This window comes from Ramlibacter sp. bp-362, from assembly GCF_054956735.1.
On sequence record NZ_JBUDXE010000001.1, the window covers coordinates 1 to 26,740 of the forward strand.

The window sequence follows — 26,740 nt, forward strand, 5'->3', positions numbered from 1 at the left end:
GTGCAATCCCCAACTCGGTGGCTCTTGTTCCTTCACACCCCCCTCCCCCCCCCCCCCCCCCCCCCCTCCTCCCCCCCCCCCCCCCCCCCCCCCCCAAACCCCAGCTCAATTCCGGTCGACGTCCGCCCCTGCCCGCGGCAGCTGCCAGCCATGGCGGATCGCCATCACGCGCAGCCCGAAGCACAAGCCGGCCCCCAGGACCGCCACCGTGAAGTAGGGCATCCCCAGCCGCTCGCCGACCACGACCACCGCCGCTCCCGCCAGCGCCGCCACCGCATAGAGATCCGAGCGCAGCACCGTCGGGATCCGCGCCAGCAGCATGTCGCGCGCCATGCCGCCGCCGATGCCGGTGAGCATGCCCAGCAGGGTCGCCATCACCGGGTCCAGCCCGTAGGCCAGCGCCTTGTGCGCGCCGGTGACGGCGAACAGCGCCAGGCCGGCCGCGTCGAACAGCAGCACGGGGTTCTTCCAGCGGTGGCCGATGGCCTTCGGGAAATGGAAGGCCAGGAGTCCCGCCGCGACGGAAACGCCGAGGTAGTGCCAGTCGCGGATCGCCGCGGGCGGCACGGCGCCGATCAGCAGGTCGCGCGTGATCCCGCCGGTGTTGGCCGCCGCGAACGAGAGCACCAGAACCCCGAACACGTCGGCGCGGTGCTTGATGCCCGCCATGGCGCCGCTGAGCGCGAAGACGAAGGTGCCGGCGAGATCGAGCGCATAGGGAAGCCACGCCATGGACCCGGAGTCTAGGCCCGCTTCCTCGCTTAGCATCGCCGCGTGCGCGAAGACCAGGAACCCGCCTCTCCGCCGGCCACCTCCTTCGCCGCGCTCTTCAGCGCGGTGATGTTGCCCATGTTCATGGGTGCGGTGGACCAGACGCTGCTGGTCACGGCGACGCCGCGCATCGCCCGCGAGCTCGGGGGGCTGAGCGAAACCTCGTGGATCGCGGCCGGCTACCTGATGGCCGCCACCGTGATGGCTCCGCTCTACGGCCGGCTCGGCGACCGCTTCGGCCGGCGCAACGTGATGCTCGCGGCGCTCACGGTCTTCGCGCTCGGCTCGCTGGCCTGCGCGCTCGCGCCCACCATGCGCCTGCTGATCGCCGCCCGGGTGGTGCAGGGCCTGGGCGGCGGCGGCCTGATGGTGCTGTCGCAGGCGCTGATCGGCGAGCTCGTGCCGCCCTGGGACCGGCCGCGCTACCAGGGTTACTTCGCCCTGGTCTTCACCACCTCGAGCGTGGGCGGGCCGCTGATCGGCGGCTTCGTGGTCCACCACGGCGACTGGCGCTGGCTGTTCCTGGCCAACCTGCCCCTGGCCGCGCTCGCGTTCTGGCGCATGGCGCTGCTGCCGAAGCCGCAGCCCACCGCGGCCCGGCACGCCGCCTACGACCCGCTCGGGTTCGTGCTGTTCGCGCTGTGCGCCATCAGCGCGCTTCTGTGGTTCGGGCAGGTGGGGCACGGCTTCCCGCTGGTGTCCGCCTTCAGCGCCGGGCTGGTCGCGGCCGCCGTGGTGCTGGGGCTGCTGCTCGCGCGCCAGCAGCGCGCACACGCCAACGCCTTCCTGCCGCTGGACATCCTGCGCCTGCCGGGCGTGCCCTGGATCTGCGCTTCCGTGGTCGGCTTCGCCGGCACGCTCTTCGCGCTGCTGTTCCTGCTGCCGATCTACCTGCAGGTCGCCCGCCACGCCGACGCCGTCGACGCCGGCCTGCGGCTGCTGCCGCTCACCGGCGGCATCGTCGTGGGCTCGACGCTGAACAGCCGTTTCAGCGCCTGGACCGGCACCAGCGGCAAGCCGCCGCCCTACGGGCTCGGCGCCGCGGCGCTGGGCGTGCTCGCGCTGGCGCTGCTGCCGCCCTCGCCCTGGCTGATCACGATCGTGGCGGCCGTGTGCGGCGTGGGCTTCGGCACGGTGATGCCCAATTCGCAGCTCACGACGCAGATCCTGGCCGGCCGCGAGCGGCTCGGCACGGCGGCGGCGCTGCTGTCGCTGACGCGTTCGACGGGCGCCTCGATCGGCACGGCCGCCTTCGGCGGGCTCGCCTTCGTGCTGCTGCAGCCGCCCGGGGGCCACGCGCTGGAGATCCAGGGGCTGGACCCGGCGCGGGTGGAGCACGCCTTCCGCATCGTGTTCGGCGTGCTCGCCGGCTTCGCGGCGCTGGGGGCGTTCGCGGCGACGCGGGCGCCGACGGTGGAGTTGCGCGCGCAGGCGCGCGAGGAAAGCCCTGGGTCCCCGCCTGCGCGGGGATGACGCACTACGCCTTCGGCACGCTGCCGCGTTTTTGCGGCGCCGCGAGGAAATCGAAGTCCACGCCCTGGTCGGCCTGCGTGACCGTCTCGAGGAACAGCTTGCGGTAGCCCCGTTCCGCGCGCGGAACGGTGACCGGGTGTTCCTGTGCGCGGCGCGCCAGTTCCGCGTCGTCCACCAGCAGGCGGATCTCGCGCCGGCTCACCGAGAGGCGGATGCGGTCGCCGTTGCGCACGTGGGCGAGCGGGCCGCCGACCGCCGACTCGGGCGTCACGTGCAGCACGATGGTGCCGAAGGCGGTGCCGCTCATGCGGCCGTCGGAGATGCGCACCATGTCCTTCACGCCCTGCCGCGCCAGCTTGCGCGGCAGCGGGATGTAGCCCGCCTCGGGCATGCCCGGCGCGCCCTTGGGGCCGATGTTCTTCAGCACCAGGATGTCGTCGCGCTCCACGTCGAGGTCGTCGCTGTCGATGCGGTTGGCGAGGTCCTCCAGCCCCTCGAACACGACGGCGCGGCCCTCGTGTTCCATCAGCCGCGGGTCGGCGGCCGACTGCTTGATGATGGCGCCGCCCGGCGCGAGGTTGCCGCGCAGCACGGCGATGCCGCCCTGCGGGTAGATCGGGTTGTCGCGCGGCCGCACGACGTCCTGCTTGAAGGGCGGACTGGCCCGCTCGAGTTCCTCGCCCAGCGTGCGGCCGGTGACGGTGAGCGCGTCCAGGTGCAGCAGCGGCTTCAGTTCGCGCAGCAGCGTGGCCATGCCGCCGGCCGCGTCGAAGTGCTCCATGTAGTGCTGCCCCGAGGGCTTCAGGTCCAGCAGCACCGGCGTTTCGCGGCCCATGCGGTCCAGCGCCTCCAGGTCCACCTCGAAGCCGAGCCGGCCCGCGATGGCGGTGAGGTGCACGATGGCATTCGTCGAGCCGCCGATGGCCAGCAGCACGCGCATCGCGTTCTCCAGCGCCTTCTCCGTCAGGATCCTGTCGATGGTGAGCCGGCTCTTCGCCATCTGCACCGCCACCGCGCCGGTCTGCTCCGCGATGCGCATGCGCGCCGAGGTCACGGCCGGCGGCGAGGCGCCGCCGGGCACCGTCATGCCCAGGGCTTCGGCGATGCAGGCCATGGTGCTGGCCGTGCCCATCACCGAGCAGGTGCCGATGCTGGGCACCAGCTGGTTGTTGACGTCGGCGATCTCCTGCGCGTCGATCTCCTCGGCGCGGAAGCGCGCCCAGTAGCGGCGGCAGTCGGTGCAGGCACCCACCGTCTCGCCGCGATGCGAGCCGGTCAGCATCGAGCCCGTGATCAGCTGGATCGCCGGCAGGCCGGCGGAGGCCGCGCCCATGAGCTGCGCGGGCACGGTCTTGTCGCAGCCGCCGATCAGCACCACGGCGTCCATGGGCTGGGCCCGCAGCATCTCCTCGGTGTCCATGGACATGAGGTTGCGCAGGTACATGCTGGTGGGCGCCGCGAAGCTCTCGCCGATGGAGATGGTCGGGAACTTCACCGGCAGGCCGCCGGCGAGCATGATGCCGCGCTGCACGGCCTCCACCAGCTGCGGCATGTTGCCGTGGCAGGGGTTGTAGCCGCTGCCCGTGTCCGTGATGCCGATCACCGGCCGGTCGAGCGCGTTGTCGGTGAGGCCCGCCCCCTTGATGAAGGCCTTGCGCAGGAACAGCGAGAAGCCGGCGTCGCCGTAGTTGGTGAGGCCCTTGCGCATGCCGGTGGGGTGGTCGGATTGGCTCATGGCCGGATTGTCCCGCACAATGGCCCTATGACCGCAGCCACCCCCCGCATCCAGGGCGTGCTCTCGCCCGTGCTCACGCCCTTCCGCGCCGACCACACGCCGGACCCCGACCGCTTCATCCGCCACTGCCGCTGGCTGCTGGACCAGGAGGTCGGCCTGGCCGTCTTCGGCACCAACTCCGAGGCCAACTCGATGACGGTGGCCGAGAAGCGCAAGCTGCTCGACGCGCTGCTGGAGGCGGGCCTGCCGCCGGCGCGCATGATGCCGGGCACCGGCTGCTGCGCCGTCCCCGACACGATCGAGCTCACGAAGCGCGCCGTGCAGGCCGGCGTGGCGGGCGTGCTGATGCTGCCGCCCTTCTACTACAAGGGGGTGAGCGAGGAAGGCCTCTATCGCGCCTTCGCCAGCGTGATCGACGGCGTGGCCGACGATCGCCTGCGCGTCTACCTGTACCACATCCCCCCGGTGTCCAACGTGCCGATCCCGCGCGGGCTGGTGGCGCGCCTCTTGAAGTCCTACCCCGGCATCGTGGCCGGCCTCAAGGACAGCGGCGGCGACTGGAACCACACGAAGGCGATGCTGGAGGAGTTCGGCCCGCAGGGCTTCGACGTCTTCGCCGGCAGCGAGAACTTCCTGCTGGCCGATCTGCGCGCCGGCGGGCCGGGCTGCATCACGGCCACGGCGAACGTCAACCCGACGGCGATCGTGCAGCTCTACAAGACCTGGAAGCAGGCCGACGCCGACGAACAGCAGAAGAAGCTGGACGCGACGCGCGCGGCCTTCGCGCAGTTCCCCATGATCCCCGCGATGAAGGCCGCGATCGCCTGGAAGACCGGCCGTGCCGACTGGGCGCACGTGCGCCCGCCGCTGGTGGACCTCGACGCGGCACAGCAGCAGGTGCTGCAGGCCGCGCTGGACAAGGTCGGCTTCACCATGCCCAACGCCGCGGCGCTGGCCTGATCTGCGTCAAGCCTGCGGGCGGGGAGCCGGTGTCTACTTGCACCATGTTCCCGCCCGCCCCGACCGACCTGCTTCCGCCGCAGCGCGCGCTGCTGGCGGAGTTCGAGCGGCTGCACGAGGCGTGGCGCGTGGCCAGTGCAGCGGCGGACGAGGTGGAGTGCGCGATGTGCGCGGATGACTGCGCGATGGACGTGCTCCTGCATCAGCGGCTGGTTGCCGACCAGGTGCAGCAGGAGGCGATGCGGTTGCTGCGCAGCGCGCCGCTCTGAACGGCATTCCCGCCGGGCGTTCTGAAATGCATCTTGTCATCCCGGCGGAAGCCGGGATCCCAGCTGTTCCAGCAGGCAGTGCCGCGCCGCGTCGCGCCAGGCGGTGCGCGGCGCAGGCCCGCTGGGGCGCCGGTCCGCGGCTGCGCGCGCGGACTTCCCTGAGCCGGTGCTTGCGGCACCGCCCGCGCCATAACTCACTGCGAGTTGGGCCGCGCGGCCCAACTCTCCGTTCGGACAAATGGCGCGAGCATGAAACGTACGCGCGGCTCGATGCGGGCCTGCGCCGCGCACCGCCTGGCGCGACGGATCGCGACGCTCGACCCATGAGACCAAGGTTCTCACCTTCCTGAACTTGTCATCCGCATGAATGCACAGCTGAGGTGGTGAGGTGTGTCTGATACCCGCGGTGGTCGGATTGGTGCTCTTGACCCTCCAAGGCTCAACTTCCTACATTCCCCTGGCCGCACCTTGTTGGCGCAGCAAGGAGAGTGAAGAATGAAGAAGCTCCTGTGCGTTGCATTCACCGCCGTCTTGCTCGCCGCCTGCGGGGGAGGGGGAGGCGGTGGCGATAGTGAAGGCGGGACCGGAAACCAAACGGGAAGTGCCTCCGCCGAAGGGTTCTGGACGGGCCAGACATCTACCGGCTACTCGGCCAGCATAGCCATCCTCGAGAACGGAGACACATGGGGCGTCTACACCTCGGGCAACTTGGTCATCGGGGCACTGCATGGACAGACCCAATGGAGCAACGACGGCAAGCTCTCGGGCTCTGGCAGTGAATTCAACCTGGTAACGCAAACCGTCTCCTCCAGCACGTTTTCAGGAACATTCGAGAGCGCTAAGGAAATCGCGATCACCACCGCCGACCGCGTGCGCTTTGATGGCTCTTACGAAGATGTCTATGAGGAATCACCCTCCCTGGCGGCATTGGCGGGCACCTTCTCCGGATCCGCGGCAACGGGCAGTACCAGCGCACAGACCGTCTCCGTGAACGTCACAGCTGGCGGCGTCGTCACCGTGCCCGACACCGGAGGTTGTTCCGCGTCGGGCACCGTCGCCCCGAGGCCCACCGGGAAGAACGTGTTCGACGTCAGCGTCACCTTTGCGGGATCGTCGTGTGCGCTTGGAAGCGGAACCCGCGTGAGGGGGGTTGCCTTCTACGATGTGACGGCGCGGCAACTGCTGGTGCTGGCCCTCAATGCAGGCCAAACCGACGGCTTCATCTATCTGGCAACGAAGTAAGCGAGGATCAGCTCACCACCCCGATGTTCCACGGCACGAATTCGTGGTCGCCGAGGTCCAGCAGTTCGCTCTTGCTGCGTTCCCCCGACGCGATCTGCAGCATCAGCCGGAAGATCCCCTCCGCCGCCTCCGGCAGCGTCTGCGTGCCGTCCAGGATGGTCCCGCAGTTGTAGTCCATATCCTCCGCCAGCCGCTCGTACATGGGCGTGTTCGTCGCGAGCTTCACCGAGGGCACCGGCTTCGCGCCGAACATCGAGCCGCGCCCCGTCGTGAACAGGATCATGTTGGCGCCGCCGGCGATCTGGCCGGTGGCGGAGCACGGGTCGAAGCCGGGCGTGTCCATGAACACGAAGCCGTTCTGCTTCACCGGCTCGGCATAGCGGTACACCTCCATGAGCCCCGTCGTGCCGCCCTTCATCGAGGAGCCCAGCGACTTCTCGAAGATGTTCGCGAGCCCGCCCATGTTGTTGCCGGGACTCACCGCGCCGTTGATCTGCACGTCGCGGCCCGGCGAATACTCCTCCTTCCACCAGCGGATGCGCTCGATCAGCTTCTCGCCGACGGCGCGGCTCACGGCACGCCGCGTCAGCGTGTGCTCCACGCCGTAGATCTCGGGCGTTTCCGAGAGGATGGCCGTGCCGCCGTGGCGCACCAGGATGTCCATCGCGGCGCCGAGCGCGGGGTTGGCGGTGATCGAGGAGAAGCCGTCCGAGCCCCCGCATTGCAGGCCCACCTTCAGGTGGCGCGCCGACACGGGCACGCGCACGACGTCGTTGGCGGCCGGCAGCATCTCCTGCACGGCGGCAACCGCCGCCTCGATCGTCTTCCGCGTGCCGCCGCTCTCCTGCATGATGAAGGTCTGCAGCCGCGGGTTGGCCGCGAGCTTCTCCTGCGCCATCAGGCCCGAGAGCTGGTTGCGCTCGCAGCCCAGGCCGATGATCAGCACGGCCGCGAAGTTGGGGTGCTTCGCGTAGCCGCCGATCGTCCGGCGCAGCAGGTCCATGGGCTCGCCCGTCATCTCCATGCCGCAGCCGAGGCCGTGCGACAGGCCCACCACGCCGTCGATGTTGGGGTAGGCCGCGAGGCGCTCCGGCGTGAACCACTCCGCCACCTTGTGCACCACGGTCGCCGAGCAGTTCACGGTGGACAGGATGCCGATGTAGTTGCGCGTGCCGACCTCGCCGCCGGGCCGCACGTAGCCCATGAACCTCGCCTGCTCCGCTTCGGGCAGCACGGGCGTTTCCACGTAGTCCTGGCCCCAGGCGTAGTCGCGGTCGTACTCGCGGAAGCTCACGTTGTGCGAGTGCACATAGGTGCCCGGCGCGATGTCCACGGCGGCGAAGCCGATGCAAACGTTGTACTTCAGGATCGCCTCGCCCTGGCGGATCGCGCGGGCCGCGATCTTGTGGCCGGCCGGCACCTGGCTGCGGCTGGTGAAGCCCTCGCTGGGCACGGGCGTGCCGATGCCCACGTCCACGCGCGCCACCACCACGTTGTCCTTCGGGTGCAGGCGGATGATGGGGCCGGTGACGCGCTTTTCGGAGAGTTCGAGCATCCCGCCATCATGCCAAACCGCGGCCGCCACGCATGGGCAGCGATGTGAACCTACGTGACACCCTGCGGGAAAACACTGTGCGGCCCGCGGCCGGATGCGTGAAAGCATGCAGGCCTCTTTGGCAAGGCCGAGGTCCGCAGTGCAGGTTCTTCCGGAAACGCGCACCGTCCCCACGTCCGACGCCAGCAGCCCGCTGCTGTCGGTGCGCGACCTGTGCGTGCGGTTCCGCGGCATCACGGCCCTCGACGGCGTCTCGTTCGACGTCGCGCGCGGCCAGATCGCGGGCCTGATCGGCCCCAACGGCGCCGGCAAGACGACGCTGTTCAACTGCCTCTCGCGCCTGTACGGCTACTCCGAGGGCCGCATCACCTTCGACGGCCAGCCGCTGGAAGGCCTCGGCCGGCACAAGGTCGCGCCGCTGGGCATCGGCCGCACCTTCCAGAACCTGGCGCTGTTCGCCAGCATGACCGTGCTGGACAACATCCGCGTGGGCCGCCACTGCCGCACGCGCAAGGGCTTCTTCGCCAATGCGCTGCGCCTGCCGGGCGTGGCGGAGGAGGAGGCGGACAGCACGCGGCGCGCCGAGGACCTCGTGCGCTTCCTCGGCCTGGAGGCCGTCGCGCAGCAGCGCGTGGCGGAGCTGCCCTTCGGCACGCGCAAGCGCGTCGAGCTCGGCCGCGCCCTGGCGAGCGAGCCGCGGCTGCTGTTGCTGGACGAGCCCGCCGCCGGCCTCAACCACGAGGAGGTGGGCGCGCTCGGCAGCCTGATCCAGGCCATCCGCGACCAGTTCCACCTCACGGTGCTGCTGGTGGAACACCACATGGGCCTGGTGATGAGCGTGTCGGACCACGTGGTGGCGCTGAACTTCGGCCGCAAGATCGCCGAGGGCACGCCGGCGGAAGTGCGGGGCAACCCCGACGTGATCCAGGCCTACCTGGGGGCGCAGAGCTGATGGCCGGCCCGCTGCTCGAGGTGCGCGACCTCCATGCGGGCTACGGGCCGACGGAGGTGCTGCACGGGCTGTCCTTCAGCATCGAGGAAGGCAGCATCACCGCGCTGCTGGGCGCCAACGGCGCCGGCAAGACGACCACGCTGCGGGCGATCTGCGGCATGGTGCGGGCCAGCGGCGAGGTCCGCTTCGCCGGCGACCGCATCGTCGGCCGACCCACCGAGGACATCGTGCGCCTGGGCGTGGCCCACGTGCCCGACGGCCGCGGCACCTTCACCGACCTCACGACCGAGGAGAACCTGCGCCTGGGCGCCTATGCGCGGCGCGACAAGGGCGGCGCGCTGGCCGAGGACTACGAGCGCATGTACAAGCTGTTCCCCATCCTGGCCGAGCGGCGCCACCAGCAGGCCGGCACGCTCTCGGGCGGGCAGCAGCAGATGCTGGCCGTGGCGCGCGCGCTGATGCTGCGTCCGCGCCTGCTGCTGCTGGACGAACCCTCGTTCGGCCTCGCGCCCCTGGTGGTGAAGGAGATCTTCGAGGTGATGCGCGACATCAACCGCACGCAGAAGATGACCATCCTGCTGGTCGAGCAGAACGCCGCCATGGCCCTGCGCCTCGCGGACCGCGCCCACCTGCTGGAGACGGGGCGCATCGTGCTGTCCGGCAGCAGCGCCGAACTGATGAACGACGACGCGGTGCGCCGCGCCTATCTCGGCTACTGAAAGGCCCGCGCATGGAAGCCTTCCTGCACCAGGTGATCGCCGGCCTCGCGACCGGCGGCATCTACGCCAGCCTGGCGCTCGCGCTGGTGATGATCCACAACGCGACGCGCCTCGTGAACTTCGCCCAGGGCGAGATGGCGATGTTCTCCACCTACCTGTGCTGGACGATGATCCAGGCCGGCATGCCCTACTGGGTCGCCTTCTTCGCGACGCTGGTGCTCTCCTTCGTGCTGGGCGCCGCGATCGAGCGCATCCTGATCCGCCCGGTGGAGCGCGCGCCGGTGCTCACGGTGGTGGTGGTGTTCATCGGCCTGCTGCTGATCCTCAACAGCGTGGCCGGCTGGATCTACACCTATACGGTGAAGTCCTTTCCCAGCCCCTTTCCCAGCGGCCCGCCCTTCGGGCTGCACCTGGTGTCCTGGCACGAACTGGGCGCGATCGGCGTGACCCTCGTCGTGCTGCTGATGGTGTTCCTGTTCTTCCGCTTCACCCCGCTGGGCCTCGCGATGCGCGCGGCGGCGCAGAACCCCGATTCGAGCCGGCTCGTAGGCATCCACGTCGGCTGGATGCTCGCCCTCGGCTGGGGCCTCGCGGCGGCCATCGGCGCCACGGCCGGAATGATGGTGGCCCCCATCGTCTTCCTCGACCCCAACATGATGACGGGCGTGCTGCTGTACGCCTTCGCCGCGGCCCTCATGGGCGGCATCGACAGCCCCGGCGGCGCCGTCGTCGGCGGCTTCGTCGTGGGCGTGCTGGAGAACCTGGTGGGCGCCTACCTGATCGGCACCGAGCTGAAGCTGACGGTCGCGCTCGTCCTCATCGTCGGCGTCCTGGTGGTGCGTCCCGCGGGCCTGTTCGGCCGCACCATCGTGCAACGGGTCTGAACCGCATGGAAGCCGTGAACTCCACCCCCGTGCCCCTGGCCGCCGCCCCGCAGCCGGCCTCCGGCGCCGTGCGCGACTGGTCGCCGCGCACGCTGGCGCTGTGCCTCGTGCTGCTCGCCGCCGCCTGCGTGCTGCCCTTCGTGCTCAGCAACTACCGGGTGTTCCAGTTCACCATGGTGCTGATCTACGCGATCGCGCTGCTGGGGCTGAACATCCTGACCGGCTACAACGGGCAGATCTCGCTGGGCCACGGCGCGTTCTACGCGATCGGCGCCTACGTGGCGGCGATCATGATGGACCACTTCGGCCTGCCCTACTGGGCCACGATCCCCGCGGCCGGCGCCGTATGCCTGCTCGCGGGCTTCCTGTTCGGGCTGCCCGCCTTGCGGCTGGAGGGCGTCTACCTCGCGCTCGCCACCTTCGCGCTGGGCGTCGCGCTGCCGCAGCTGCTGAAGTACAAGCTCGTGGAGGGCTGGACCGGCGGCGTGCAGGGCATCTCGCTGATCAAGCCCGACCCGCCCTTCGCCACGCTGTTCGGCCTGAAGCTCAACCCGGACCGGTGGCTGTACCTGTTCACGCTGTTCGTGACGGTCGTGATGTTCGTCCTGGGCTGGAACCTGCTGCGCGGCCGCGTCGGACGGGCGCTGATCGCGATCCGCGACCAGCCGATCGCCGCCTCCACCATGGGCATCGACAACGCCCTGTACAAGTCGCTCGCCTTCGGCGTCAGCGCCATGTTCACGGGCGTGGCGGGCGCGCTGGGCGCGATCGCGGTGGCCTTCGTGGCGCCCGACAGCTTCACCATCTTCCTGTCCATCAGCATGCTGGTCGGCATGGTGGTGGGCGGCCTGGCCTCCATCAGCGGCGCCTTCTGGGGCGCGCTGTTCATCCAGTTCGTGCCCAACTTCGCCGACCAGATCTCGAAGGCGGCGCCGTGGGCGATCTACGGGGCGCTGATGATCCTGCTGATGTACCTGATGCCCACCGGCATCGCCGGCGCCTTGCGCCTGGCCGCCCGGCGCCTGCGGCGCCGGGCGCGCCGGGACTCCACAGCGGCGTGATTGCCGTAGCTCTCCCCGAGAAAGGACTTGTCATGTCAATCAAGAACCGCATCGTGCTCGCTTCGTTGGGTCTCGCGCTCGCGGCCGCGCCCGCGCTGGCGCAGAAGCAGTACGGGCCGGGCGCCAGCGACACCGAGATCAAGATCGGCAACACCATCCCGTACAGCGGCCCCGCCTCGGCCTACGGGATCATCGGGAAGGTGGAGGCGGGCTACTTCAAGATGCTGAACGAATCCGGCGGCATCAACGGCCGCAAGATCAACTACATCTCCTACGACGACGGCTACAGCCCGCCCAAGGCCGTGGAGATGGTGCGCAAGCTGGTGGAGCAGGACGAGGTGCTGTTCACGGTCAGCACGCTCGGCACGCCGTCGAACTCGGCGATCCACAAGTACATGAACCAGAAGAAGGTGCCGCACCTCTTCCTGGCGACGGGCGCTTCGAAGTGGAACGACCCGAAGGACTTTCCCTGGACAATGGGCTTCAACCCCAACTACCAGAGCGAGGGCAAGCTGTACGCGCAGCACATCCTGGCCACCAAGCCGAACGCGAAGATCGCCGTGCTCTACCAGAACGACGACTACGGCAAGGACTACCTGAAGGGCTTCACCGACGGCCTGGGCGACAAGGCCAAGACCATGATCGTGAAGGCGGTCACCTACGAGGTGACCGATCCGACGGTGGATTCGCAGATCGTGACGCTGCAGGCCTCCGGGGCCGACACCTTCTTCAACATCACCACGCCCAAGTTCGCGGCCCAGGCGATCCGCAAGGTGGCCGACATCGGCTGGAAGCCCACGCACTACCTGAACCAGGTGTCGGCGAGCGTCGGCTCGGTGCTCAAGCCCGCGGGGCTGCAGAAGGCGGTCGGCCTGATCTCCATGCAGTACATCAAGGACCCGACCGACCCGAAGTGGGCCAACGATCCGGCGATGAAGGAGTACTTCGCGTTCATGAAGAAGTACGTGCCCGAGGGTGACCCGATGGACGGCAGCGCCACCTACGGCATGGCGGCGGCGCAGCTGATCGCGCAGGTGATCAAGCAGTGCGGCGACAACCTGACGCGCGAGAACGTGATGAAGCAGGCCGCCAACCTGAAGAACTTCCAGATCCCCATGGCGCTGCCCGGCGTGACGGCGAACACCAGCCCGACGGACTATGCGCCGTTCCAGACCATGCAGCTGGTGAAGTTCGACGGGAAGACCTGGGAAGGGTTCGGGGAGCCGATGGCGGTGAAGTGATTGCTGATTGCTGGGGTTCGCCTTCGGCTCACCACCAGCCTACGGGCATCGTCGATCCGCGGTGATTCGTAGGCTGGCGGTGAGCGCAGCGAACCCCAGCATCCTCACGGCCGCACGCTGCGGAACCCGGCAAAGACATCCCGCCGCTGCGGCTCGAAGAAATTGCGGTAGCGCGCATGCGCGAGCGCCGGCGCCGTCGCCGGCGCCGCTCCGCGCAGCACCCGCCGCGTGCCGAACCAGGGCTGCGAATAGTCACGATAGGGATGCGGCTCGAATCCGGGCCAGGGCTGGAACGTGCTCGCCGTCCACTCCCACGCGTGGCCCCAAAGGAATTCCTTGCCCGCCAACGCCGCGCACTCCCACTCCGCTTCCGTCGGCAGCCGCCGGCCGGCCCACCGGCACCACGCCTCGGCCTCGTGCGCATTCACGTGCATCGCGACCTGCTGCGCGACCAGCGGCTGCCAGCGCCCGTGCCGCAGCTGCTCCCAGCCGCTGCCCTGCCGCCGCACCGCCGCCGGCCCGCGCCGCGGCAGGCCCGCGAGCCAGGCGCGTCCTTCCTCGCTCCACCAGCGCGCATCCTCGTAGCCGCCCGCCTCCACGAAGGGCAGGAACGCGCCCCAGGTGACCGGCTCCGCGTCGATCGCGAAGTCCGCGAGGGCGACGGCGTGCGCGCCGAGCTCGTTGTCGAAGGCGAAGCCCGCGCCGGGCTCGCCCAGGCGCAGCTCGCCGCCGGCGATGCGCAGCTCCCGGCGCGGACCCGCCTCCGGCGGCGTGCCGGCGCGCACCGGAATCCCCAGCGCATGGGCCATGTACACCGCCGCCTCCGCGTGCATCTGCTCGTGCAGCGCGACCAGGCGGAAGAAGTAGAGCGCGTCCTCGCCGGCGTCCGCCGGCAGCGCTTCCAGCAGGTCCAGCGTGCGCTCCAGCGTCGCTCGCAGGTAGGCCGCCGTCCCTTCCGCATCCGGCAGCGGCAGCTCCCAGCGCGTGCGGTGCGCCACCCGGCTGGAGTCGTACCAGCGGTCCGCCTGCGGCAGCAGCGAGGGCGGGCGCGGCGCGTCGGGATCCGCGCGGCAGCCGCGCGCGCGTTCCGGGTTCCGGGCGATCCACCATTCCTGGAACCAGGCCACGTGGCCCAGTTCCCACAGCGGCGGATTGAGCCCCGCGTCGTAAGGCACCCGCGCCGAGGCGCCGAGCGCCGAGCGCACGTCCTCGGCGAGCCGCAGCGTGCGGGCGCGCGCGGCGCGCAGCGCGGCGCCCACGGCCGCCGGCGGGCCTTGCCGCAATGCGAGCGCGTCCGGCGGCGCCGGCGCGCTATAAACCGCGGATGTCGCGTTCCCCATCGGTGGTCATCGTAAGCCCGGCGCTGGCGGACGCCAACAACGGCAACTGGCGCACGGCCCGGCGCTGGGCGCAGCTGCTGGCGCCGCTGCCGGTGCGGATCACCAGCCAATGGCCCGACGACCAGGCCGGCGGCGACCGCCTCATGCTGGCGCTGCACGCACGCCGCTCCGCCGCGTCGATCGCCGCCTGGGCGCAGGCCCACCCGGGCCGCGGCCTCGCCGTGGTGCTGACCGGCACCGACCTGTACCAGGACATCGCGACGGATGCCGCCGCCCGGCGGTCGCTGGAACTGGCGCAGCGCCTCGTCGTGCTGCAGGAGCGCGGCGCCGACGCGCTGGCGCCGGCGCTGCGCGCGAAGGCGCGGGTGGTGTTCCAGTCGACGCCGGCGCGGCCGCCGCTGGCCAAGGGGCGCGACGTGCTGCGCGCCGTGATGGTCGGCCACCTGCGCGCCGTGAAGACGCCGCAGACCCTGTTCGCCGCGGCCCGCCTGCTGCGCGATCGCGCCGACATCCGCATCACGCACATCGGCGACGGCAGCGGCGATCCCGCGCTGGCCGGCGAAGCACGGGCGACCGCGCGCGACTGCCCCGGCTACGAATGGCTGGGGCCGCTGCCGCACGAGGAAACCCTGGAGCGCATCCGCGGCTCGCATGTGCTCGTGCACACCAGCGCCCTCGAGGGCGGCGCCCACGTGATCATGGAGGCCGTGCGCTGCGGCGTGCCCGTGCTCGCGAGCCGGGTGCCGGGCAACGTCGGCATGCTGGGCGCGGACTACGAGGGCTATTTCCCCCATGGCGACGCGGCCATGCTGGCGCGGCTGCTGGCCGCCTGCCGGGCCGGCCAGGCGCAAGACCCCCCGGGCGGCCTGCTGGGGCGCCTCGGCGCACAATGCGCCCTGCGCGCGCCGCTCTTCGATGCCGATGCCGAGAAGGCAGCGCTCACGTCCCTGCTGCAAGAACTGGAACCTGCCCCATGAACGCCGCCCTCCCCGCCACGGCCGCCGAACCCCGCCTCACCTCGCTGTCGCACGGCGGCGGCTGCGGCTGCAAGATCGCCCCCGGCGTGCTGTCCGAGATCCTCAAGGGCACCGCGCGCCTGCCGGTCCCGCCCGAGCTGCTGGTGGGCATCGAGACCGCCGACGACGCCGCCGTCTACCAGCTGAACGACGAGCAGGCGCTGATCGCCACCACGGACTTCTTCATGCCGATCGTGGACGATCCCTACGACTTCGGCCGCATCGCCGCCACCAACGCGATCTCCGACGTCTACGCCATGGGCGGCAAGCCCATCATGGCCCTGGCCCTGGTGGGGATGCCGATCAGCGTGCTCGGCACGGGCACCATCGGCCGCATCCTCGAGGGCGGCGAGTCGGTGTGCAAGGCGGCGGGCATTCCCATCGCCGGCGGCCACACCATCGACTCGGTCGAGCCGATCTACGGCCTCGTCGCGCTGGGACTCGTGCATCCCAAGCGCGTCAAGCGCAACTCCGATGCCCGGGCCGGCGACGTGCTGGTGCTGGGCAAGCCGCTGGGCGTGGGCGTGCTGTCGGCGGCGCTCAAGAAGGAGCAGCTCGACGCGGCCGGCTACGAACGCATGATCGCCACCACCACGCGCCTGAACACGCCCGGCCCCGAGCTGGCGGCGCTCGAGGGCGTGCATGCCCTTACCGACGTCACCGGCTTCGGCCTCGCGGGGCATGCGCTGGAACTCGCGCGCGGCGCGCAGCTGGCCGTCGACCTCGACTGGGCGCAGGTGCCGGTGCTGGAGGGCGTGCGCGCGCTGGCGCAGGCCGGCTTCGTGACCGGCGCGTCGGGGCGCAACTGGGCGGGCTACGGTGCCGAGGTGGCGCTGCCGGCCGGCTTCGCGGACGCGGACCGGGCGCTGCTGTCGGATCCGCAGACCAGCGGCGGCCTGCTGGTGTCCTGCACGCCCGCGAGCGTGGACCAGGTGCTCGCGGTGTTCCGCCAGCACGGGTTCGGCCAGGCGGCGGTGATCGGCCGCATGGCCGAAGCGCAGGACGGCGCGCGTTTGCGCGTGCGCTGAGGGCTTCGCCGGCGTAAACATACGTAGCAGCACGTACCTAGGGCTTTCCCGCTTTCTGCGCTGCAGCACGCGCAGGACCATTGGCGGTTTCGACGGGGCCGCGGCCCCGAGTCCTGTCACGCCGTTGCCGGAGGAGCATTTGTCCGCAGAGACCATCCTGGAAACCCAGGGCCTGACCAAGGAGTTCAAGGGCTTCGTCGCCGTGAACAACGTGGATCTGAAGGTCAGGCGCGGCGACATCCATGCGCTGATCGGCCCCAACGGCGCCGGCAAGACCACCTTCTTCAACCTGCTGACCAAGTTCCTGCCGCCCACGCGCGGCAAGATCACCTACCAGGGCACGGACATCACCAACGAGGCGCCCGCGCAGACGGCGCGCCGCGGCATCGTCCGCTCCTTCCAGATCTCGGCCGTGTTCCCGCACCTGACGGCGCTGGAGAACGTGCGCGCGGCGCTGCAGCGCAACCTGGGCACCTCCTTCCATTTCTGGAAGCCCGAGCGCTCGCTGTACCCGCTGCACGGCCGCGCGCTGGAGCTGCTGCACGCCGTGGACCTGCAGGACTTCGCCCAGGAACTCACCGTCAACCTGCCCTACGGCCGCAAGCGCGCCCTGGAGCTGGCGACCACCATGGCACTGGAACCCGACCTGATGCTGCTGGACGAGCCGACGCAGGGCATGGGCCACGAGGACGTCAGCCGGGTGACGCAGCTGATCAAGAAGGTGGCCCAGGGCCGCACCATCCTGATGGTCGAACACAACATGAACGTCGTCTCCTCGATCGCCGACCGCATCACGGTGCTGCAGCACGGCAGCGTCATCGCCGACGGCCCCTACGCGGAGGTCTCGAAGAACCCGCAGGTGATCGAGGCCTACATGGGCTCCGCCGACACCGAGCTCCAGGGAGCGCACTGAGCATGGCCGCCAACGAGATGCTGCGCATCGAGGACCTGCACGCCTGGTACGGCGAGTCGCACGTGCTGCACGGCGTGGACATGCGCGTCGAGGAGGGCGAGGTGGTCTCGCTGCTGGGGCGCAACGGCGCCGGCCGCACGACCACGCTGCGGGCCATCGTCGGCCTGACCGGCGCGCGCACCGGCTCGATCCGCATCCGCGGCCAGGAGGCCGTCAAGCTCGCGTCGCACCGCGTCGCGCGGCTGGGCGTGGGCTACTGCCCCGAGGAACGCGGCATCTTCGCCAGCCTGTCGGCCGAGGAGAACCTCATGCTGCCGCCGGCGATCGGCGAGGGCGGCATGAGCGTGGCCGAGATCTACGACATGTTCCCCAACCTGAAGGAGCGCGCCGGCAGCCCCGGCACGCGCCTGTCGGGCGGCGAGCAGCAGATGCTCGCCGTGGCCCGCATCCTGCGCACGGGCGCGCGGCTGCTGCTGCTCGACGAGATCTCCGAGGGCCTCGCCCCGGTGATCGTGCAGAAGCTCGCCGAGACGATCCGCACGCTCAAGGCCAAGGGCTACACGATCGTGCTGGTGGAGCAGAACTTCCGCTTCGCCGCGCCGCTGGCCGACCGCTTCTACGTCATGGAGCACGGCAAGATCGTGCGCGAGTTCGCGCAGGGCCAGCTCAAGGAAAACATGGGGATGCTGCAGGAATACCTGGGCGTCTGACAACGACTTTCAACAAGGAGACCGTGCTATGAAACTCAAGACCCTCGTGGCCGCACTGACCATCGGCTTCGCCGGCGGCGCCTTCGCGCAGGCCCAGACCGGGCCCGTGCGCATCGGCTTCATCACCGACATGGCGAGCCTGTACGCCGACATCGACGGCCCGGCGGGCGCCGAGATGATCAAGTGGGCGGTGCAGGACTTCGGCGGCAAGGTGCTGAACCGCCCGATCGAGGTGCTGACGGCCGACCACCAGAACAAGGCCGACATCGCCGCCTCCAAGGCCCGCGAGTGGATGGACAGCGAGAACCTGGCCATGCTGATCGGCGGCACCAGCTCCGGCACCAACCTCGCCATGGCCGCGGTGGCCAACGAGAAGAAGCGTCCCTTCATCGCCATCGGCCCGGGCTCGGCCCGCCTGACCAACGAGAACTGCACGCCCTGGACCATCCACTACGCCTACGACACCGTGGCCCTGGCCAAGGTGGCGGGCAACGCGCTGATCAAGGCCGGCAACAAGAAGTGGTACTTCCTGACCGCCGACTACGCCTTCGGCCACTCGCTCGAGGCCGACGCCTCCACGGTGGTGAAGGCCAACGGCGGCACGGTGGTCGGCGCGGTGCGCCACCCGCTGAACGCCTCCGACTTCTCGTCCTTCCTGCTGCAGGCGCAGGGCTCCAAGGCCGACATCCTGGCCATGGCCAACGCCGGCGGCGACTTCATCAACGCGATGAAGGCGGCCAAGGAGTTCGGCATCACCAAGACGATGAAGGTCGCGGGCCTGCTGGTGTTCGTGAACGACGTGCACTCGCTCGGCCTGAACAACACCGCCGGCCTGCAGCTGGCCGACAGCTGGTACTGGAACCAGGACGACGCCTCGCGCAAGTTCGCCAAGCGCTTCTACGACAAGTTCAAGCGCATGCCCTCCAGCCTGCAGGCGGCCGACTACTCGGCCACCATGAACTACCTGAAGGCGGTGCAGAAGGTCGGCACGACCGACGCCGAGAAGGTGAACAAGGAGCTGCGCTCCATGAAGTACAACGACTTCTACCACAAGGGCTACGTGCGCGGCGACGGCCGCATGATCCACGACATGTACCTGTTCGAGGTGAAGTCGCCCAAGGAGTCCAAGGCGCCCTGGGACTACTACAAGCTCGTGGCGACGGTGCCCGGCGAGCAGGCGTTCACGACGCCCGCCGAGTCGAAGTGCTCCCTGTTGAAGAAGTGATGTGAGCCAGCCGGGGCGCGCGCCGCGCGTCCCGGCGCAAGCCCTGCCCCATGGAAATATTCGGAATCCCCCACCAGGCCTTCCTCGGGCAGCTGATGCTCGGGCTGGTCAACGGCGCCTTCTACGCCATGCTCAGCCTCGGGCTGGCCGTGATCTTCGGCCTGCTGGACATCGTCAATTTCGCGCACGGCGCGCTCTACATGGTGGGCGCCTTCGCCGCCTGGATCATGCTGGATTCGTGGGGCGTGAACTACTGGTTCGCGCTGGTCCTCGCGCCGCTGGTGGTCGGCATCCTCGGCGCCCTCATCGAGCGCTTCCTGCTCAAGCGGCTGTACGGGCTCGACCCGCTCTACGGCCTGCTCCTCACCTTCGGCCTCGCCCTGATCCTCGAAGGCGCGTTCCGCAAGCAGTACGGCGTCTCGGGCCAGTCCTACGACGTGCCGGAGCTGCTGGCCGGCGCGACCAATCTCGGCTTCATGATCCTGCCCAACTACCGGGCCTGGGTCGTGGTCGCCTCGGTGGCCGTCTGCCTGGCCACCTGGTTCCTGATCGAACGCACCCGCCTGGGCGCCTACCTGCGCGCCGGCACCGAGAACGCGCGGCTGGTGCAGGTCTTCGGCGTCAACGTGCCGCGGATGGTGACGCTCACCTTCGCCTTCGGCGCGGCGCTGGCCGGCCTGGCCGGCGTGCTGGCGGCCCCCATCATCCAGGTCACGCCGCTGATGGGGTCGAACCTGATCATCGTCGTGTTCGCGGTCGTCGTGATCGGCGGCATGGGATCCATCCTCGGTTCGGTCGTGACCGGCCTGGGTCTCGGCGTGGTCGAGGGCTTCACGCGCGTGTTCTACCCGGAAGCCTCCAACATCGTCGTCTTCGTGATCATGGCCATCGTGCTGGTGCTGCGGCCCGCCGGCCTGTTCGGCAAGGAAGCCTGATATGTCCGCGCCCTCCTCTTCCGTCGCCGCCGCGGGCCTGCCCGCGGACGAAGCCCGCGCCCCGCAGCACGCGGGCGCGCCGCTCGCCTCCTCCGGCCTGAGCAAGCCGGTCCGGGTGCTGTACCTGGCGCTCCTCGCGGTGGCGCTGGTCGCCCCCGCGCTGGGCCTGTACCCGGTGTTCCTGATGAAGCTGCTGTGCTTCGCCCTGTTCGCCTGCGCCTTCAACCTGCTGCTCGGGTTCACCGGCCTGCTCTCCTTCGGGCACGCGGCCTTCTTCGGCTTCGCCGCCTACGTCACCGGCTGGCTGGTGAAGGTGCAGCACTGGACGCCCGAACTGGGCCTGCTCGCCGGGCTCGTCACCGGCGCGCTGCTCGGGCTGGTATTCGGCCTCGTCGCGATCCGCCGCCAGGGCATCTACTTCGCCATGATCACGCTGGCGCTGTCGCAGATGGTGTTCTTCCTGTGCCTGCAGGCGCCCTTCACGCACGGCGAGGACGGCCTGCAGGGCGTGCTGCGCGGCAAGCTGTTCGGCGTGTTCTCGCTGGTCGACGACACGGTCATGTACTACCTGGTGCTGGCGGTGTTCGTCGCCTGCTTCCTGGGCATCCTGCGCATCGTCACCTCGCCCTTCGGCCAGGTGCTGAAGATGATCCGCGAGAACGAGCCGCGCGCCGTCTCGCTGGGCTACCAGGTCGACCGCTACAAGCTGCTGGCCTTCGTGCTGTCGGCTTCGCTGTCGGGCCTGGCCGGTTCGATGAAGACGCTGGTGATGAAGTTCGCGACGCTCACCGACGTGCACTGGCAGATGTCGGGCGAGGTGATCCTGATGAGCCTGATGGGCGGCGTGGGCACCTTCTTCGGCCCGGTGCTGGGCGCCGGCATCGTCATCTCGCTGCAGGACGTGCTGGCCGACAAGGTCGGCGAATGGGTGACCGTCATCATCGGCGCCATCTTCGTGCTGTGCGTGCTGGCGTTCCGCAAGGGCATCGTCGGCGAGTTCCTGGCCTGGCGCGAGCGCCGCAAGGCGCGCGCGAAGGCGAAGTGAAGGACCTCTTCTCCCTGCAGGGGCGGGTGGCGCTGGTCACGGGCGGCTCGCGCGGGATCGGCTTCATGATCGCCACCGGGCTGCTGCACCAGGGCGCGAAGGTGTACATCAGCGCGCGCAAGGCGGCGGCCTGCGATGCCGCGGCGAAGGAACTGTCGGCGCTGGGTCCCTGCATCTCGCTGCCGGCGGACGTCTCGAGCGTCGAAGGCGCGCGCCGGCTCGCCGGCGAACTGGTGCAGCGCGAACCGGCGCTGGACATCCTGGTGAACAACGCCGGCGCCGCCTGGGGCGAGGACTTCGACACCTTCCCGGAAAACGGCTGGGACAAGGTCGTCGACCTGAACCTGAAGACGCCCTTCTTCCTGACGCAGGCGCTGCACGAGGCGCTCAAGCGCGGGGCGAAGCCCGAGCGGCCCGCGAAGGTGATCAACGTCGCGTCGATCGACGGGATCTCGGTGAACCCGTGGGAGACCTACTCGTACGCGGCGAGCAAGGCCGGCCTGATCCACCTCACGCGGCGCATGGCGCTGCGCCTGGCGCAGGATCACATCGTCGTCAGCGGCATCGCGCCGGGGCCCTTCCCGTCCGACATGAACAAGCAGGCGCGCGACCACGGCGACGAAGTGGCGCAGCGCGTGCCCGCCGGCCGCATCGGCAACACCGAGGACATGGCCGGCGTGGCGATCTACCTCGCCTCGCGCGCGGGCGACTACGTGGTCGGCGAAACCATCGTGGTCGACGGCGGGGTCACGCTCGCGCGGGGCTGAAGCCCGGAAACCGGGAGCGGGTACCGGACGCAAAGGTCGCAAAAGCCGAAAAACCGAAGTCGCAAAATCCAATCAGGATTTCTTTTGCGACTTTTGCGCAACCTTTGCGACCTCTGCGTCCGGCTGTCCGCCTTCCTTCCTATCCCAGCGTGTAGTTCTGCGGCCCGCGGCTCGCGATCTTGATCGCGCCGACCTTGTTGCCCAGTTCGGCGCAGCGCGCCAGCGACCAGCCCTGCTCCAGGCCGTACAGCAGCGCGCCGCGCCAGGCGTCGCCGCAGCCCGTCGGGTCGACGATCGCCTCGGCCTTCTGCGCCGGCACGTGCGTGAGCTCGCCGTCGATCCAGACTTCGCAGCCCTCGCCGCCCAGCGTGACCACCAGGCCCTGCACGCGGCGCGAGATCTCGGCGCTGCTCCAGCCCGTGCGCTCGCTCAGCATCTTGCCTTCGTAGTCGTTGACCGTCACCCAGGTGGCGAGGTCGACGAAGCGCGCGAGCTCCTTGCCGTCGAACATGGGCAGGCCCTGGCCCGGGTCGAACACGAAGGGAATGCCCGCGGCGTGGAACTGCTGCGCGTGCTGCAGCATCGCGTCGCGCCCGTCCGGCGAGATCATGCCCAGCTTGATGTCCGGCCGCGCGCGCACCTGCACCTGGTGCGCCTGCATCATCGCGCCCGGGTGGAAGGCGGTGATCTGGTTGTTGTCGCGGTCCGTCATGATCATCGCCTGCGCCGTGTAGGTGTCGTCCGCGCGCAGCACGAACTCGCTGCTGATCCCCAGCTGCTGCAGGCGCTGCAGGTAGTCGCCGCCGTCGCTGCCGACCGCGCCCATCGGCAGCGGCGTGCCGCCCAGCAGCTTCAGGCTGTAGGCGATGTTGCCGGCGCAGCCGCCGAAGTCGCGCCGCAGGCTGGGCACCAGGAAGGAGACGTTGAGGATGTGCAGCTGGTCCGGCAGGATCTGCTCGGCGAAGCGGCCCTCGAAGCGCATGATGGTGTCGAAGGCGAGGGATCCGCAGATGACGGCGGCCATGGTTTCTTTCTTGGTTCAGGGATAGAAGGCAAGCAGGCGGTAGCCCGCGACGCGGGGCCCGCCGGCGGTATCGAGTTCGATGCCGGCGGAGCGGGACCATTCTCCGGCCGCCGGGATCACCGGGTTCCCGGCGCCGAGTTCCGCCGGCGTGAGCACGCGGCGCGCGATGGTCTGGTCCTGCGCGTCGGTGATGGTCAGCTCCAGCGTGGGCGCGGCCACCGGCAGGCTGGCCGTGTTGCGCAGCGTGAAGGCGAGCCGGTAGGTGTCGTCGCGCAGGCGGTTGAAGCCCGAGCTCTCGATCACGATGGATTCGATCTGCCGCGGCGCGCCCAGGCTGCAGTGCAGCACCTCGCACATCTGCTCCAGCGCCGGGCGCAGCGCCGGCTGCGCGAGGGCCAGCCGGTCGCGGTCGTGGTAGGCGGCCTGCAGCAGCAGCGCGGCGGCCAGCACGAGCACCAGCAGCGCCAGGAACACGCGCACGAGCGGACGCCGCCAGAACTGCCGCCGGCGCGCCTGGCGCACGAAGGACACGTCGGCCAGCTCCTCGGGCTCCTCCGCCGGCTCCAGGTCCTCGGGCAGGATCTGGCTTTCGCGCCCCGGCTCGGCCTCGAGCTGGCTCAGGGAGACCTCGGAGCGGCGGAACACGAAGGGCGCGTCCAGCGGCGAGGGCTCCAGCTGCGCCTCGACCGCCTCCTCGCCGAAGAAGTCGGACGGGTCGGACGACATCCGCGAGTCCTCCTCGGGCAGCGCGCGCGAGACGGCGGGCCCGGACGGGCGGAACGGCGGCGGCGGCGGCGGAGGGGGTGGCGGCGGCGCGACGGACACCGGCTCCTGGGGCAGCGTCTGCTCCAGCGGGGCCGAGCGGGTGGACTGGGCGTCCGCGAGCGGGCCCAGCACGGACTCGTCGCTCAGGTGGGCGGTGGCGTCGAACACCTCGCTGCAATGCCCGCAGCGGACCCAGCCTTCGGAAATCTTCAGCTGGTCCGGTACCACGCGGAACATCGTGCCGCAGGCGGGGCAGCTGGTGATCAGGCTCATGAGCCAGCGATTGTAGGGAGGCTCAGGCCCGGGCCGTCATGAGGATCCACCCTTCCTCTTCGTCGCTGACCTGCAGCGGCAGGTACGGCGCGTAGGCGGCCTGCAGCTCCTCGGCCTGGCGCGCGAGGATGCCGGCCAGCACCAGGTGGCCGCCGGGCGCGACGTGGGCGCACAGCAGGGGGGCGAGCACCTTCAGCGGCGTGGCGAGGATGTTGGCCAGCACCAGCGCGTAGCGGCCGCTCGCCCGGTCGGGCAGGCCGGCGGCGAGCTGCACGCCGTTGGCCCGCGCGTTTTCCTCGGTGGCGCGCACGGCCGCTTCGTCGATGTCCACCGCGTCCACGCTGGCCGCGCCGAACTTCGCCGCGCCGATGGCCAGGATGCCGGAGCCGCAGCCGTAGTCGAGCACGCGCGCGCCGCGCGGGGGATGCGCCGCGATCCAGCGCAGGCACATGCGGGTGGTGGGATGGGTGCCGGTGCCGAAGGCGAGCCCCGGATCGAGGCGGATGACTTCGCGCGCCTGCGCCGGCGGCTCGTGCCAGGTGGGCACGATCCAGAACGTGGGGGTGACCTGCACCGGCTCGAACTGCGACTGCGTGAGGCGCACCCAGTCCTGGTCCGGCACGGCCTGGATGCCCAGCAGCCTGCAGCCGGCGAAGAAGTCCTGCGGCGGCAGCAGCCGGGCCGCCTCGGCCGCCTGCGTTTCATCCGGGAAGAGCGCGATCACGACCGAGCGCTGCCAGCCTTCCTTGGGCGGCGGCAGGCCCGGCTCGCCGAACAGCGCCTGCTCCGCGGGCGTCTGCGCGTCGGCGTCCTCGACCGAGACGCTCAGCGCATCGAGGGCTTCCAGCGCGTCGCCGACCGCCTCGACGCGTTCCTCCGGGCAGAGCAGCCGCAGCTCGAACATGATCCGGCTAGCGCTTGTGATGCGACAGCCACTCTTCCAGGTAGTGGATGTTGGTGCCGCCGTCCATGAACTTGGCGTCCACCATCAGCTCGCGGTGCAGGGGGATGTTGGTGTTGATGCCCTCGACCACCGTCTCGCCGAGCGCGCCGCGCATGCGCGCGAGCGCCTGCTCGCGGGTGTCGCCGTGCACGATGATCTTGCCGATCATCGAGTCGTAGTTGGGCGGCACGAAGTAGTTGTTGTAGACGTGCGAGTCCACCCGCACGCCCGGGCCGCCGGGGGCGTGCCACTGCGTGATCCGGCCCGGCGAAGGCACGAAGCTGTACGGGTCCTCGGCGTTCACGCGGCACTCGATCGCGTGGCCGCGCAGCACGATGTCGCCCTGCTTGAAGGGGAGCTTCTCGCCCGCGGCCACCCGGATCTGCATCTTCACGATGTCGACGCCGGTGATGAGCTCGGTGACCGGGTGCTCCACCTGCACGCGCGTGTTCATCTCGATGAAGTAGAACTCGCCGTTCTCGTAGAGGAACTCGAAGGTGCCGGCGCCGCGGTAGCCGATCTTCTTGCAGGCGGCCGCGCAGCGCTCGCCGATCTTCTCGATCAGCTTGCGCGGGATGCCGGGGGCCGGCGCCTCCTCGATGACCTTCTGGTGGCGCCGCTGCATGGAGCAGTCGCGCTCGCCCAGGTACACGGCGTTCTTGTGCTTGTCGGCCAGCACCTGGATCTCGATGTGGCGCGGGTCCTGGAGGAACTTCTCCATGTAGACGGCCGGATTGCCGAAGGCGGCCTGCGCCTCGGCCTTGGTCATCTGCACCGCGTTCACCAGCGCCGCCTCGGTGTGCACGACCCGCATGCCGCGGCCACCGCCGCCGCCGGCGGCCTTGATGATCACGGGGTAGCCGACCGCCTTGGCGATGCGGCGGATTTCCGCTGCGTTGTCCGGCAGCTCGCCGTCGGAGCCGGGCACGCAGGGCACGCCGGCCTTGATCATGGCCTGCTTGGCCGAGACCTTGTCGCCCATCAGGCGGATCGACTCGGGCGTCGGGCCGATGAACTGGAAGCCGCTCTTCTCCACGCGCTCGGCGAAATCGGCGTTCTCGGAGAGGAAGCCGTAGCCGGGGTGGATGGCCTCGGCGTCGGTGACTTCGGCCGCCGAGATGATGGCCGGCATGTTCAGGTAGCTCTGGCTGGAGGGCGCCGGGCCGATGCAGACGGCCTCCTCGGCCAGCTTGACGTACTTGGCTTCGCGGTCGGCCTCGGAGTAGACCATCACCGCCTTCACGCCCAGCTCGTTGCACGCCCGCTGGATGCGCAGCGCGATTTCGCCGCGGTTCGCGACCAGGATCTTCTTGAACATGCTTACTCGATCACGAACAGCGGCTGGCCGTATTCGACCGCCTGCCCGTTCTCGCACAGGATCTGGGTGACGGTGCCGGACTTGTCGGCTTCGATCTCGTTGAGGATCTTCATCGCCTCGATGATGCAGACCGTCTCGCCTTCCTTGACCTGGCTGCCCACCTCGACGAAGGGCTTGGCGCCGGGGGAGGAGGCACGGTAGAAGGTGCCGACCATCGGCGACTTGACCTGGTGGCCCTTGGGCGCTTCGGGCGCGGCGGCCGCGGGTGCGGGGCCGGCCGGTGCCAGCGCGGGTGCGGGCGCGGCGACGGCGGCCGGCATCATCATCGGCGCGGCCATGCCCTGGCCCGCGGGCCCGCCCTTCACGATGCGGACCTTGCCCTCCGCTTCGGTGATCTCCAGTTCGGAAACGTTGGATTCCGACACCAGGTCGATCAGCGTCTTGAGTTTGCGCAAGTCCATGGGGAGGTTCTCCTGCCTCGTCTTGAGAGGAGGCGAATTTACAGCAAAATTCGCTTACTTCCCGCAATTCGCGGGAACGGACTGCAAATTTGTCTAAACGTCCGCGGCTTCAGAG

The 26,740-nt window shown here is 69.9% G+C and carries 26 protein-coding genes; 17 read left to right on the forward strand and 9 right to left on the reverse strand.

The genetic code is table 11. The features are described from left to right. Positions 1-105 precede the first annotated feature (105 nt). A complete protein-coding gene (locus ACY0MJ_RS00005; protein WP_462636174.1) occupies positions 106-732 on the reverse strand; it encodes a trimeric intracellular cation channel family protein in 627 nt (208 codons plus the stop codon). 42 nt (positions 733-774) lie between these two features. Here ACY0MJ_RS00005 and ACY0MJ_RS00010 point away from each other — a divergent pair, with 42 nt between their 5' ends. Continuing rightward, entirely contained in the window at positions 775-2,244 is a 1,470-nt protein-coding gene (locus ACY0MJ_RS00010) for an MFS transporter (RefSeq protein ID WP_462636175.1), read from the forward strand. Between the two features lie 4 nt (positions 2,245-2,248). Here the strand turns inward: ACY0MJ_RS00010 and ACY0MJ_RS00015 are convergent, their stop codons facing one another. Beyond that, entirely contained in the window at positions 2,249-3,979 is a 1,731-nt protein-coding gene (locus tag ACY0MJ_RS00015) for an IlvD/Edd family dehydratase (RefSeq protein WP_462636176.1), read from the reverse strand. Between the two features lie 27 nt (positions 3,980-4,006). Between ACY0MJ_RS00015 and ACY0MJ_RS00020 the strand changes: the two genes are divergently transcribed. From ACY0MJ_RS00020 to ACY0MJ_RS00030, 3 genes are all read left to right on the forward strand, one after another. Further along, positions 4,007-4,939: a dihydrodipicolinate synthase family protein gene (locus ACY0MJ_RS00020; RefSeq protein ID WP_462636177.1), complete on the forward strand. Its 933-nt coding sequence runs from the start codon at positions 4,007-4,009 to the stop codon at positions 4,937-4,939. Between the two features lie 44 nt (positions 4,940-4,983). Then, positions 4,984-5,208 (forward strand): hypothetical protein, encoded by a 225-nt coding sequence (locus tag ACY0MJ_RS00025; protein ID WP_462636178.1) that lies wholly within the window; start codon positions 4,984-4,986, stop codon positions 5,206-5,208. 495 nt (positions 5,209-5,703) lie between these two features. Beyond that, the gene (locus ACY0MJ_RS00030) at positions 5,704-6,450 is read left to right on the forward strand and encodes a hypothetical protein (protein ID WP_462636179.1); all 747 of its coding nucleotides are present in this window, start codon (positions 5,704-5,706) and stop codon (positions 6,448-6,450) included. Between the two features lie 7 nt (positions 6,451-6,457). Here the strand turns inward: ACY0MJ_RS00030 and ACY0MJ_RS00035 are convergent, their stop codons facing one another. After that, positions 6,458-8,005 carry a UxaA family hydrolase gene (locus ACY0MJ_RS00035; RefSeq protein WP_462636180.1) on the reverse strand — a complete coding sequence of 516 codons (1,548 nt, stop codon included), beginning with the start codon at positions 8,003-8,005 and terminating at the stop codon, positions 6,458-6,460. Positions 8,006-8,144: 139 nt separating this feature from the next. On the opposite strand from ACY0MJ_RS00035, the gene ACY0MJ_RS00040 reads away from it, so the two are divergent. The 5 genes from ACY0MJ_RS00040 to ACY0MJ_RS00060 are packed head-to-tail and all read left to right on the forward strand — an operon-like array spanning position 8,145 to position 12,862. Then, complete coding sequence (locus ACY0MJ_RS00040) at positions 8,145-8,957, forward strand: ABC transporter ATP-binding protein (RefSeq protein ID WP_462636181.1); 813 nt, start codon at positions 8,145-8,147, stop codon at positions 8,955-8,957. Then, a complete protein-coding gene (locus ACY0MJ_RS00045) occupies positions 8,957-9,676 on the forward strand; it encodes an ABC transporter ATP-binding protein (RefSeq protein WP_462636182.1) in 720 nt (239 codons plus the stop codon). The genes ACY0MJ_RS00040 and ACY0MJ_RS00045 overlap by 1 nt, the downstream gene beginning before the upstream one ends. Positions 9,677-9,687: 11 nt before the next feature. Next, entirely contained in the window at positions 9,688-10,560 is an 873-nt protein-coding gene (locus tag ACY0MJ_RS00050) for a branched-chain amino acid ABC transporter permease (RefSeq protein WP_462636183.1), read from the forward strand. Positions 10,561-10,574: 14 nt separating this feature from the next. Beyond that, positions 10,575-11,621: a branched-chain amino acid ABC transporter permease gene (locus ACY0MJ_RS00055; protein ID WP_462636184.1), complete on the forward strand. Its 1,047-nt coding sequence runs from the start codon at positions 10,575-10,577 to the stop codon at positions 11,619-11,621. Between the two features lie 32 nt (positions 11,622-11,653). Further along, complete coding sequence (locus tag ACY0MJ_RS00060) at positions 11,654-12,862, forward strand: ABC transporter substrate-binding protein (protein WP_462636185.1); 1,209 nt, start codon at positions 11,654-11,656, stop codon at positions 12,860-12,862. A gap of 104 nt (positions 12,863-12,966) precedes the next feature. On the opposite strand, the gene senA is transcribed toward ACY0MJ_RS00060, so the two are convergent. Beyond that, a complete protein-coding gene (gene senA, locus ACY0MJ_RS00065; RefSeq protein ID WP_462636186.1) occupies positions 12,967-14,202 on the reverse strand; it encodes a selenoneine synthase SenA in 1,236 nt (411 codons plus the stop codon). On the opposite strand from senA, the gene senB reads away from it, so the two are divergent. From senB to ACY0MJ_RS00105, 8 genes are all read left to right on the forward strand, one after another. Next, on the forward strand, positions 14,187-15,179 hold the full coding sequence (gene senB / locus ACY0MJ_RS00070) for a selenoneine biosynthesis selenosugar synthase SenB (protein ID WP_462636187.1): 993 nt from the start codon (positions 14,187-14,189) through the stop codon (positions 15,177-15,179). The two genes, senA and senB, sit on opposite strands and share 16 nt — an antisense overlap. Beyond that, entirely contained in the window at positions 15,176-16,246 is a 1,071-nt protein-coding gene (gene selD / locus ACY0MJ_RS00075) for a selenide, water dikinase SelD (protein ID WP_462636188.1), read from the forward strand. Before senB ends, selD begins: the two co-directional genes overlap by 4 nt. Before the next feature lie 139 nt (positions 16,247-16,385). Continuing rightward, positions 16,386-17,159, forward strand: coding sequence for an ABC transporter ATP-binding protein (locus tag ACY0MJ_RS00080; RefSeq protein ID WP_462636189.1), 774 nt, complete (start codon positions 16,386-16,388; stop codon positions 17,157-17,159). 2 nt (positions 17,160-17,161) lie between these two features. Beyond that, positions 17,162-17,869 (forward strand): ABC transporter ATP-binding protein, encoded by a 708-nt coding sequence (locus ACY0MJ_RS00085; protein ID WP_462636190.1) that lies wholly within the window; start codon positions 17,162-17,164, stop codon positions 17,867-17,869. Positions 17,870-17,897: 28 nt separating this feature from the next. After that, complete coding sequence (locus tag ACY0MJ_RS00090; RefSeq protein ID WP_462636191.1) at positions 17,898-19,094, forward strand: ABC transporter substrate-binding protein; 1,197 nt, start codon at positions 17,898-17,900, stop codon at positions 19,092-19,094. 50 nt (positions 19,095-19,144) lie between these two features. Beyond that, positions 19,145-20,029, forward strand: a complete 885-nt coding sequence (locus tag ACY0MJ_RS00095; RefSeq protein ID WP_462636192.1) for a branched-chain amino acid ABC transporter permease — start codon at positions 19,145-19,147, stop codon at positions 20,027-20,029. Position 20,030: 1 nt separating this feature from the next. After that, complete coding sequence (locus tag ACY0MJ_RS00100; protein WP_462636193.1) at positions 20,031-21,074, forward strand: branched-chain amino acid ABC transporter permease; 1,044 nt, start codon at positions 20,031-20,033, stop codon at positions 21,072-21,074. Further along, a complete protein-coding gene (locus ACY0MJ_RS00105) occupies positions 21,071-21,841 on the forward strand; it encodes an SDR family oxidoreductase (RefSeq protein ID WP_462636194.1) in 771 nt (256 codons plus the stop codon). The genes ACY0MJ_RS00100 and ACY0MJ_RS00105 overlap by 4 nt, the downstream gene beginning before the upstream one ends. Before the next feature lie 139 nt (positions 21,842-21,980). Here the strand turns inward: ACY0MJ_RS00105 and ACY0MJ_RS00110 are convergent, their stop codons facing one another. From ACY0MJ_RS00110 to accB, 5 genes are read right to left on the reverse strand one after another with little or no spacing between them, the layout of a single operon-like run. Further along, positions 21,981-22,865 carry a carbohydrate kinase family protein gene (locus ACY0MJ_RS00110; RefSeq protein WP_462636195.1) on the reverse strand — a complete coding sequence of 295 codons (885 nt, stop codon included), beginning with the start codon at positions 22,863-22,865 and terminating at the stop codon, positions 21,981-21,983. Between the two features lie 15 nt (positions 22,866-22,880). Next, the gene (locus ACY0MJ_RS00115; RefSeq protein WP_462636196.1) at positions 22,881-23,903 is read right to left on the reverse strand and encodes a DUF3426 domain-containing protein; all 1,023 of its coding nucleotides are present in this window, start codon (positions 23,901-23,903) and stop codon (positions 22,881-22,883) included. A gap of 22 nt (positions 23,904-23,925) precedes the next feature. Continuing rightward, positions 23,926-24,807 carry a 50S ribosomal protein L11 methyltransferase gene (prmA, locus tag ACY0MJ_RS00120; RefSeq protein WP_462636197.1) on the reverse strand — a complete coding sequence of 294 codons (882 nt, stop codon included), beginning with the start codon at positions 24,805-24,807 and terminating at the stop codon, positions 23,926-23,928. 7 nt (positions 24,808-24,814) lie between these two features. Next, entirely contained in the window at positions 24,815-26,164 is a 1,350-nt protein-coding gene (gene accC, locus ACY0MJ_RS00125) for an acetyl-CoA carboxylase biotin carboxylase subunit (protein WP_462636198.1), read from the reverse strand. A gap of 2 nt (positions 26,165-26,166) precedes the next feature. Continuing rightward, positions 26,167-26,625, reverse strand: coding sequence for an acetyl-CoA carboxylase biotin carboxyl carrier protein (accB, locus tag ACY0MJ_RS00130; protein ID WP_462636199.1), 459 nt, complete (start codon positions 26,623-26,625; stop codon positions 26,167-26,169). Between the last annotated feature and the right edge of the window lie 115 nt (positions 26,626-26,740).

What these genes read in the sequence shown, in the direction of transcription:
- ACY0MJ_RS00005 (WP_462636174.1), bottom strand. Translation starts at nt 732, where the DNA reads ATGGCGTGGCTTCCCTATGCGCTCGATCTCGCCGGCACCTTCGTCTTC.
- ACY0MJ_RS00015 (WP_462636176.1), bottom strand. Translation starts at nt 3,979, where the DNA reads ATGAGCCAATCCGACCACCCCACCGGCATGCGCAAGGGCCTCACCAAC.
- ACY0MJ_RS00020 (WP_462636177.1), top strand. Translation starts at nt 4,007, where the DNA reads ATGACCGCAGCCACCCCCCGCATCCAGGGCGTGCTCTCGCCCGTGCTC.
- ACY0MJ_RS00025 (WP_462636178.1), top strand. Translation starts at nt 4,984, where the DNA reads ATGTTCCCGCCCGCCCCGACCGACCTGCTTCCGCCGCAGCGCGCGCTG.
- ACY0MJ_RS00030 (WP_462636179.1), top strand. Translation starts at nt 5,704, where the DNA reads ATGAAGAAGCTCCTGTGCGTTGCATTCACCGCCGTCTTGCTCGCCGCC.
- ACY0MJ_RS00035 (WP_462636180.1), bottom strand. Translation starts at nt 8,005, where the DNA reads ATGCTCGAACTCTCCGAAAAGCGCGTCACCGGCCCCATCATCCGCCTG.
- ACY0MJ_RS00045 (WP_462636182.1), top strand. Translation starts at nt 8,957, where the DNA reads ATGGCCGGCCCGCTGCTCGAGGTGCGCGACCTCCATGCGGGCTACGGG.
- ACY0MJ_RS00050 (WP_462636183.1), top strand. Translation starts at nt 9,688, where the DNA reads ATGGAAGCCTTCCTGCACCAGGTGATCGCCGGCCTCGCGACCGGCGGC.
- ACY0MJ_RS00060 (WP_462636185.1), top strand. Translation starts at nt 11,654, where the DNA reads ATGTCAATCAAGAACCGCATCGTGCTCGCTTCGTTGGGTCTCGCGCTC.
- senB (WP_462636187.1), top strand. Translation starts at nt 14,187, where the DNA reads ATGTCGCGTTCCCCATCGGTGGTCATCGTAAGCCCGGCGCTGGCGGAC.
- senA (WP_462636186.1), bottom strand. Translation starts at nt 14,202, where the DNA reads ATGGGGAACGCGACATCCGCGGTTTATAGCGCGCCGGCGCCGCCGGAC.
- selD (WP_462636188.1), top strand. Translation starts at nt 15,176, where the DNA reads ATGAACGCCGCCCTCCCCGCCACGGCCGCCGAACCCCGCCTCACCTCG.
- ACY0MJ_RS00085 (WP_462636190.1), top strand. Translation starts at nt 17,162, where the DNA reads ATGGCCGCCAACGAGATGCTGCGCATCGAGGACCTGCACGCCTGGTAC.
- ACY0MJ_RS00090 (WP_462636191.1), top strand. Translation starts at nt 17,898, where the DNA reads ATGAAACTCAAGACCCTCGTGGCCGCACTGACCATCGGCTTCGCCGGC.
- ACY0MJ_RS00095 (WP_462636192.1), top strand. Translation starts at nt 19,145, where the DNA reads ATGGAAATATTCGGAATCCCCCACCAGGCCTTCCTCGGGCAGCTGATG.
- ACY0MJ_RS00100 (WP_462636193.1), top strand. Translation starts at nt 20,031, where the DNA reads ATGTCCGCGCCCTCCTCTTCCGTCGCCGCCGCGGGCCTGCCCGCGGAC.
- ACY0MJ_RS00110 (WP_462636195.1), bottom strand. Translation starts at nt 22,865, where the DNA reads ATGGCCGCCGTCATCTGCGGATCCCTCGCCTTCGACACCATCATGCGC.
- ACY0MJ_RS00115 (WP_462636196.1), bottom strand. Translation starts at nt 23,903, where the DNA reads ATGAGCCTGATCACCAGCTGCCCCGCCTGCGGCACGATGTTCCGCGTG.
- prmA (WP_462636197.1), bottom strand. Translation starts at nt 24,807, where the DNA reads ATGTTCGAGCTGCGGCTGCTCTGCCCGGAGGAACGCGTCGAGGCGGTC.
- accC (WP_462636198.1), bottom strand. Translation starts at nt 26,164, where the DNA reads ATGTTCAAGAAGATCCTGGTCGCGAACCGCGGCGAAATCGCGCTGCGC.
- accB (WP_462636199.1), bottom strand. Translation starts at nt 26,625, where the DNA reads ATGGACTTGCGCAAACTCAAGACGCTGATCGACCTGGTGTCGGAATCC.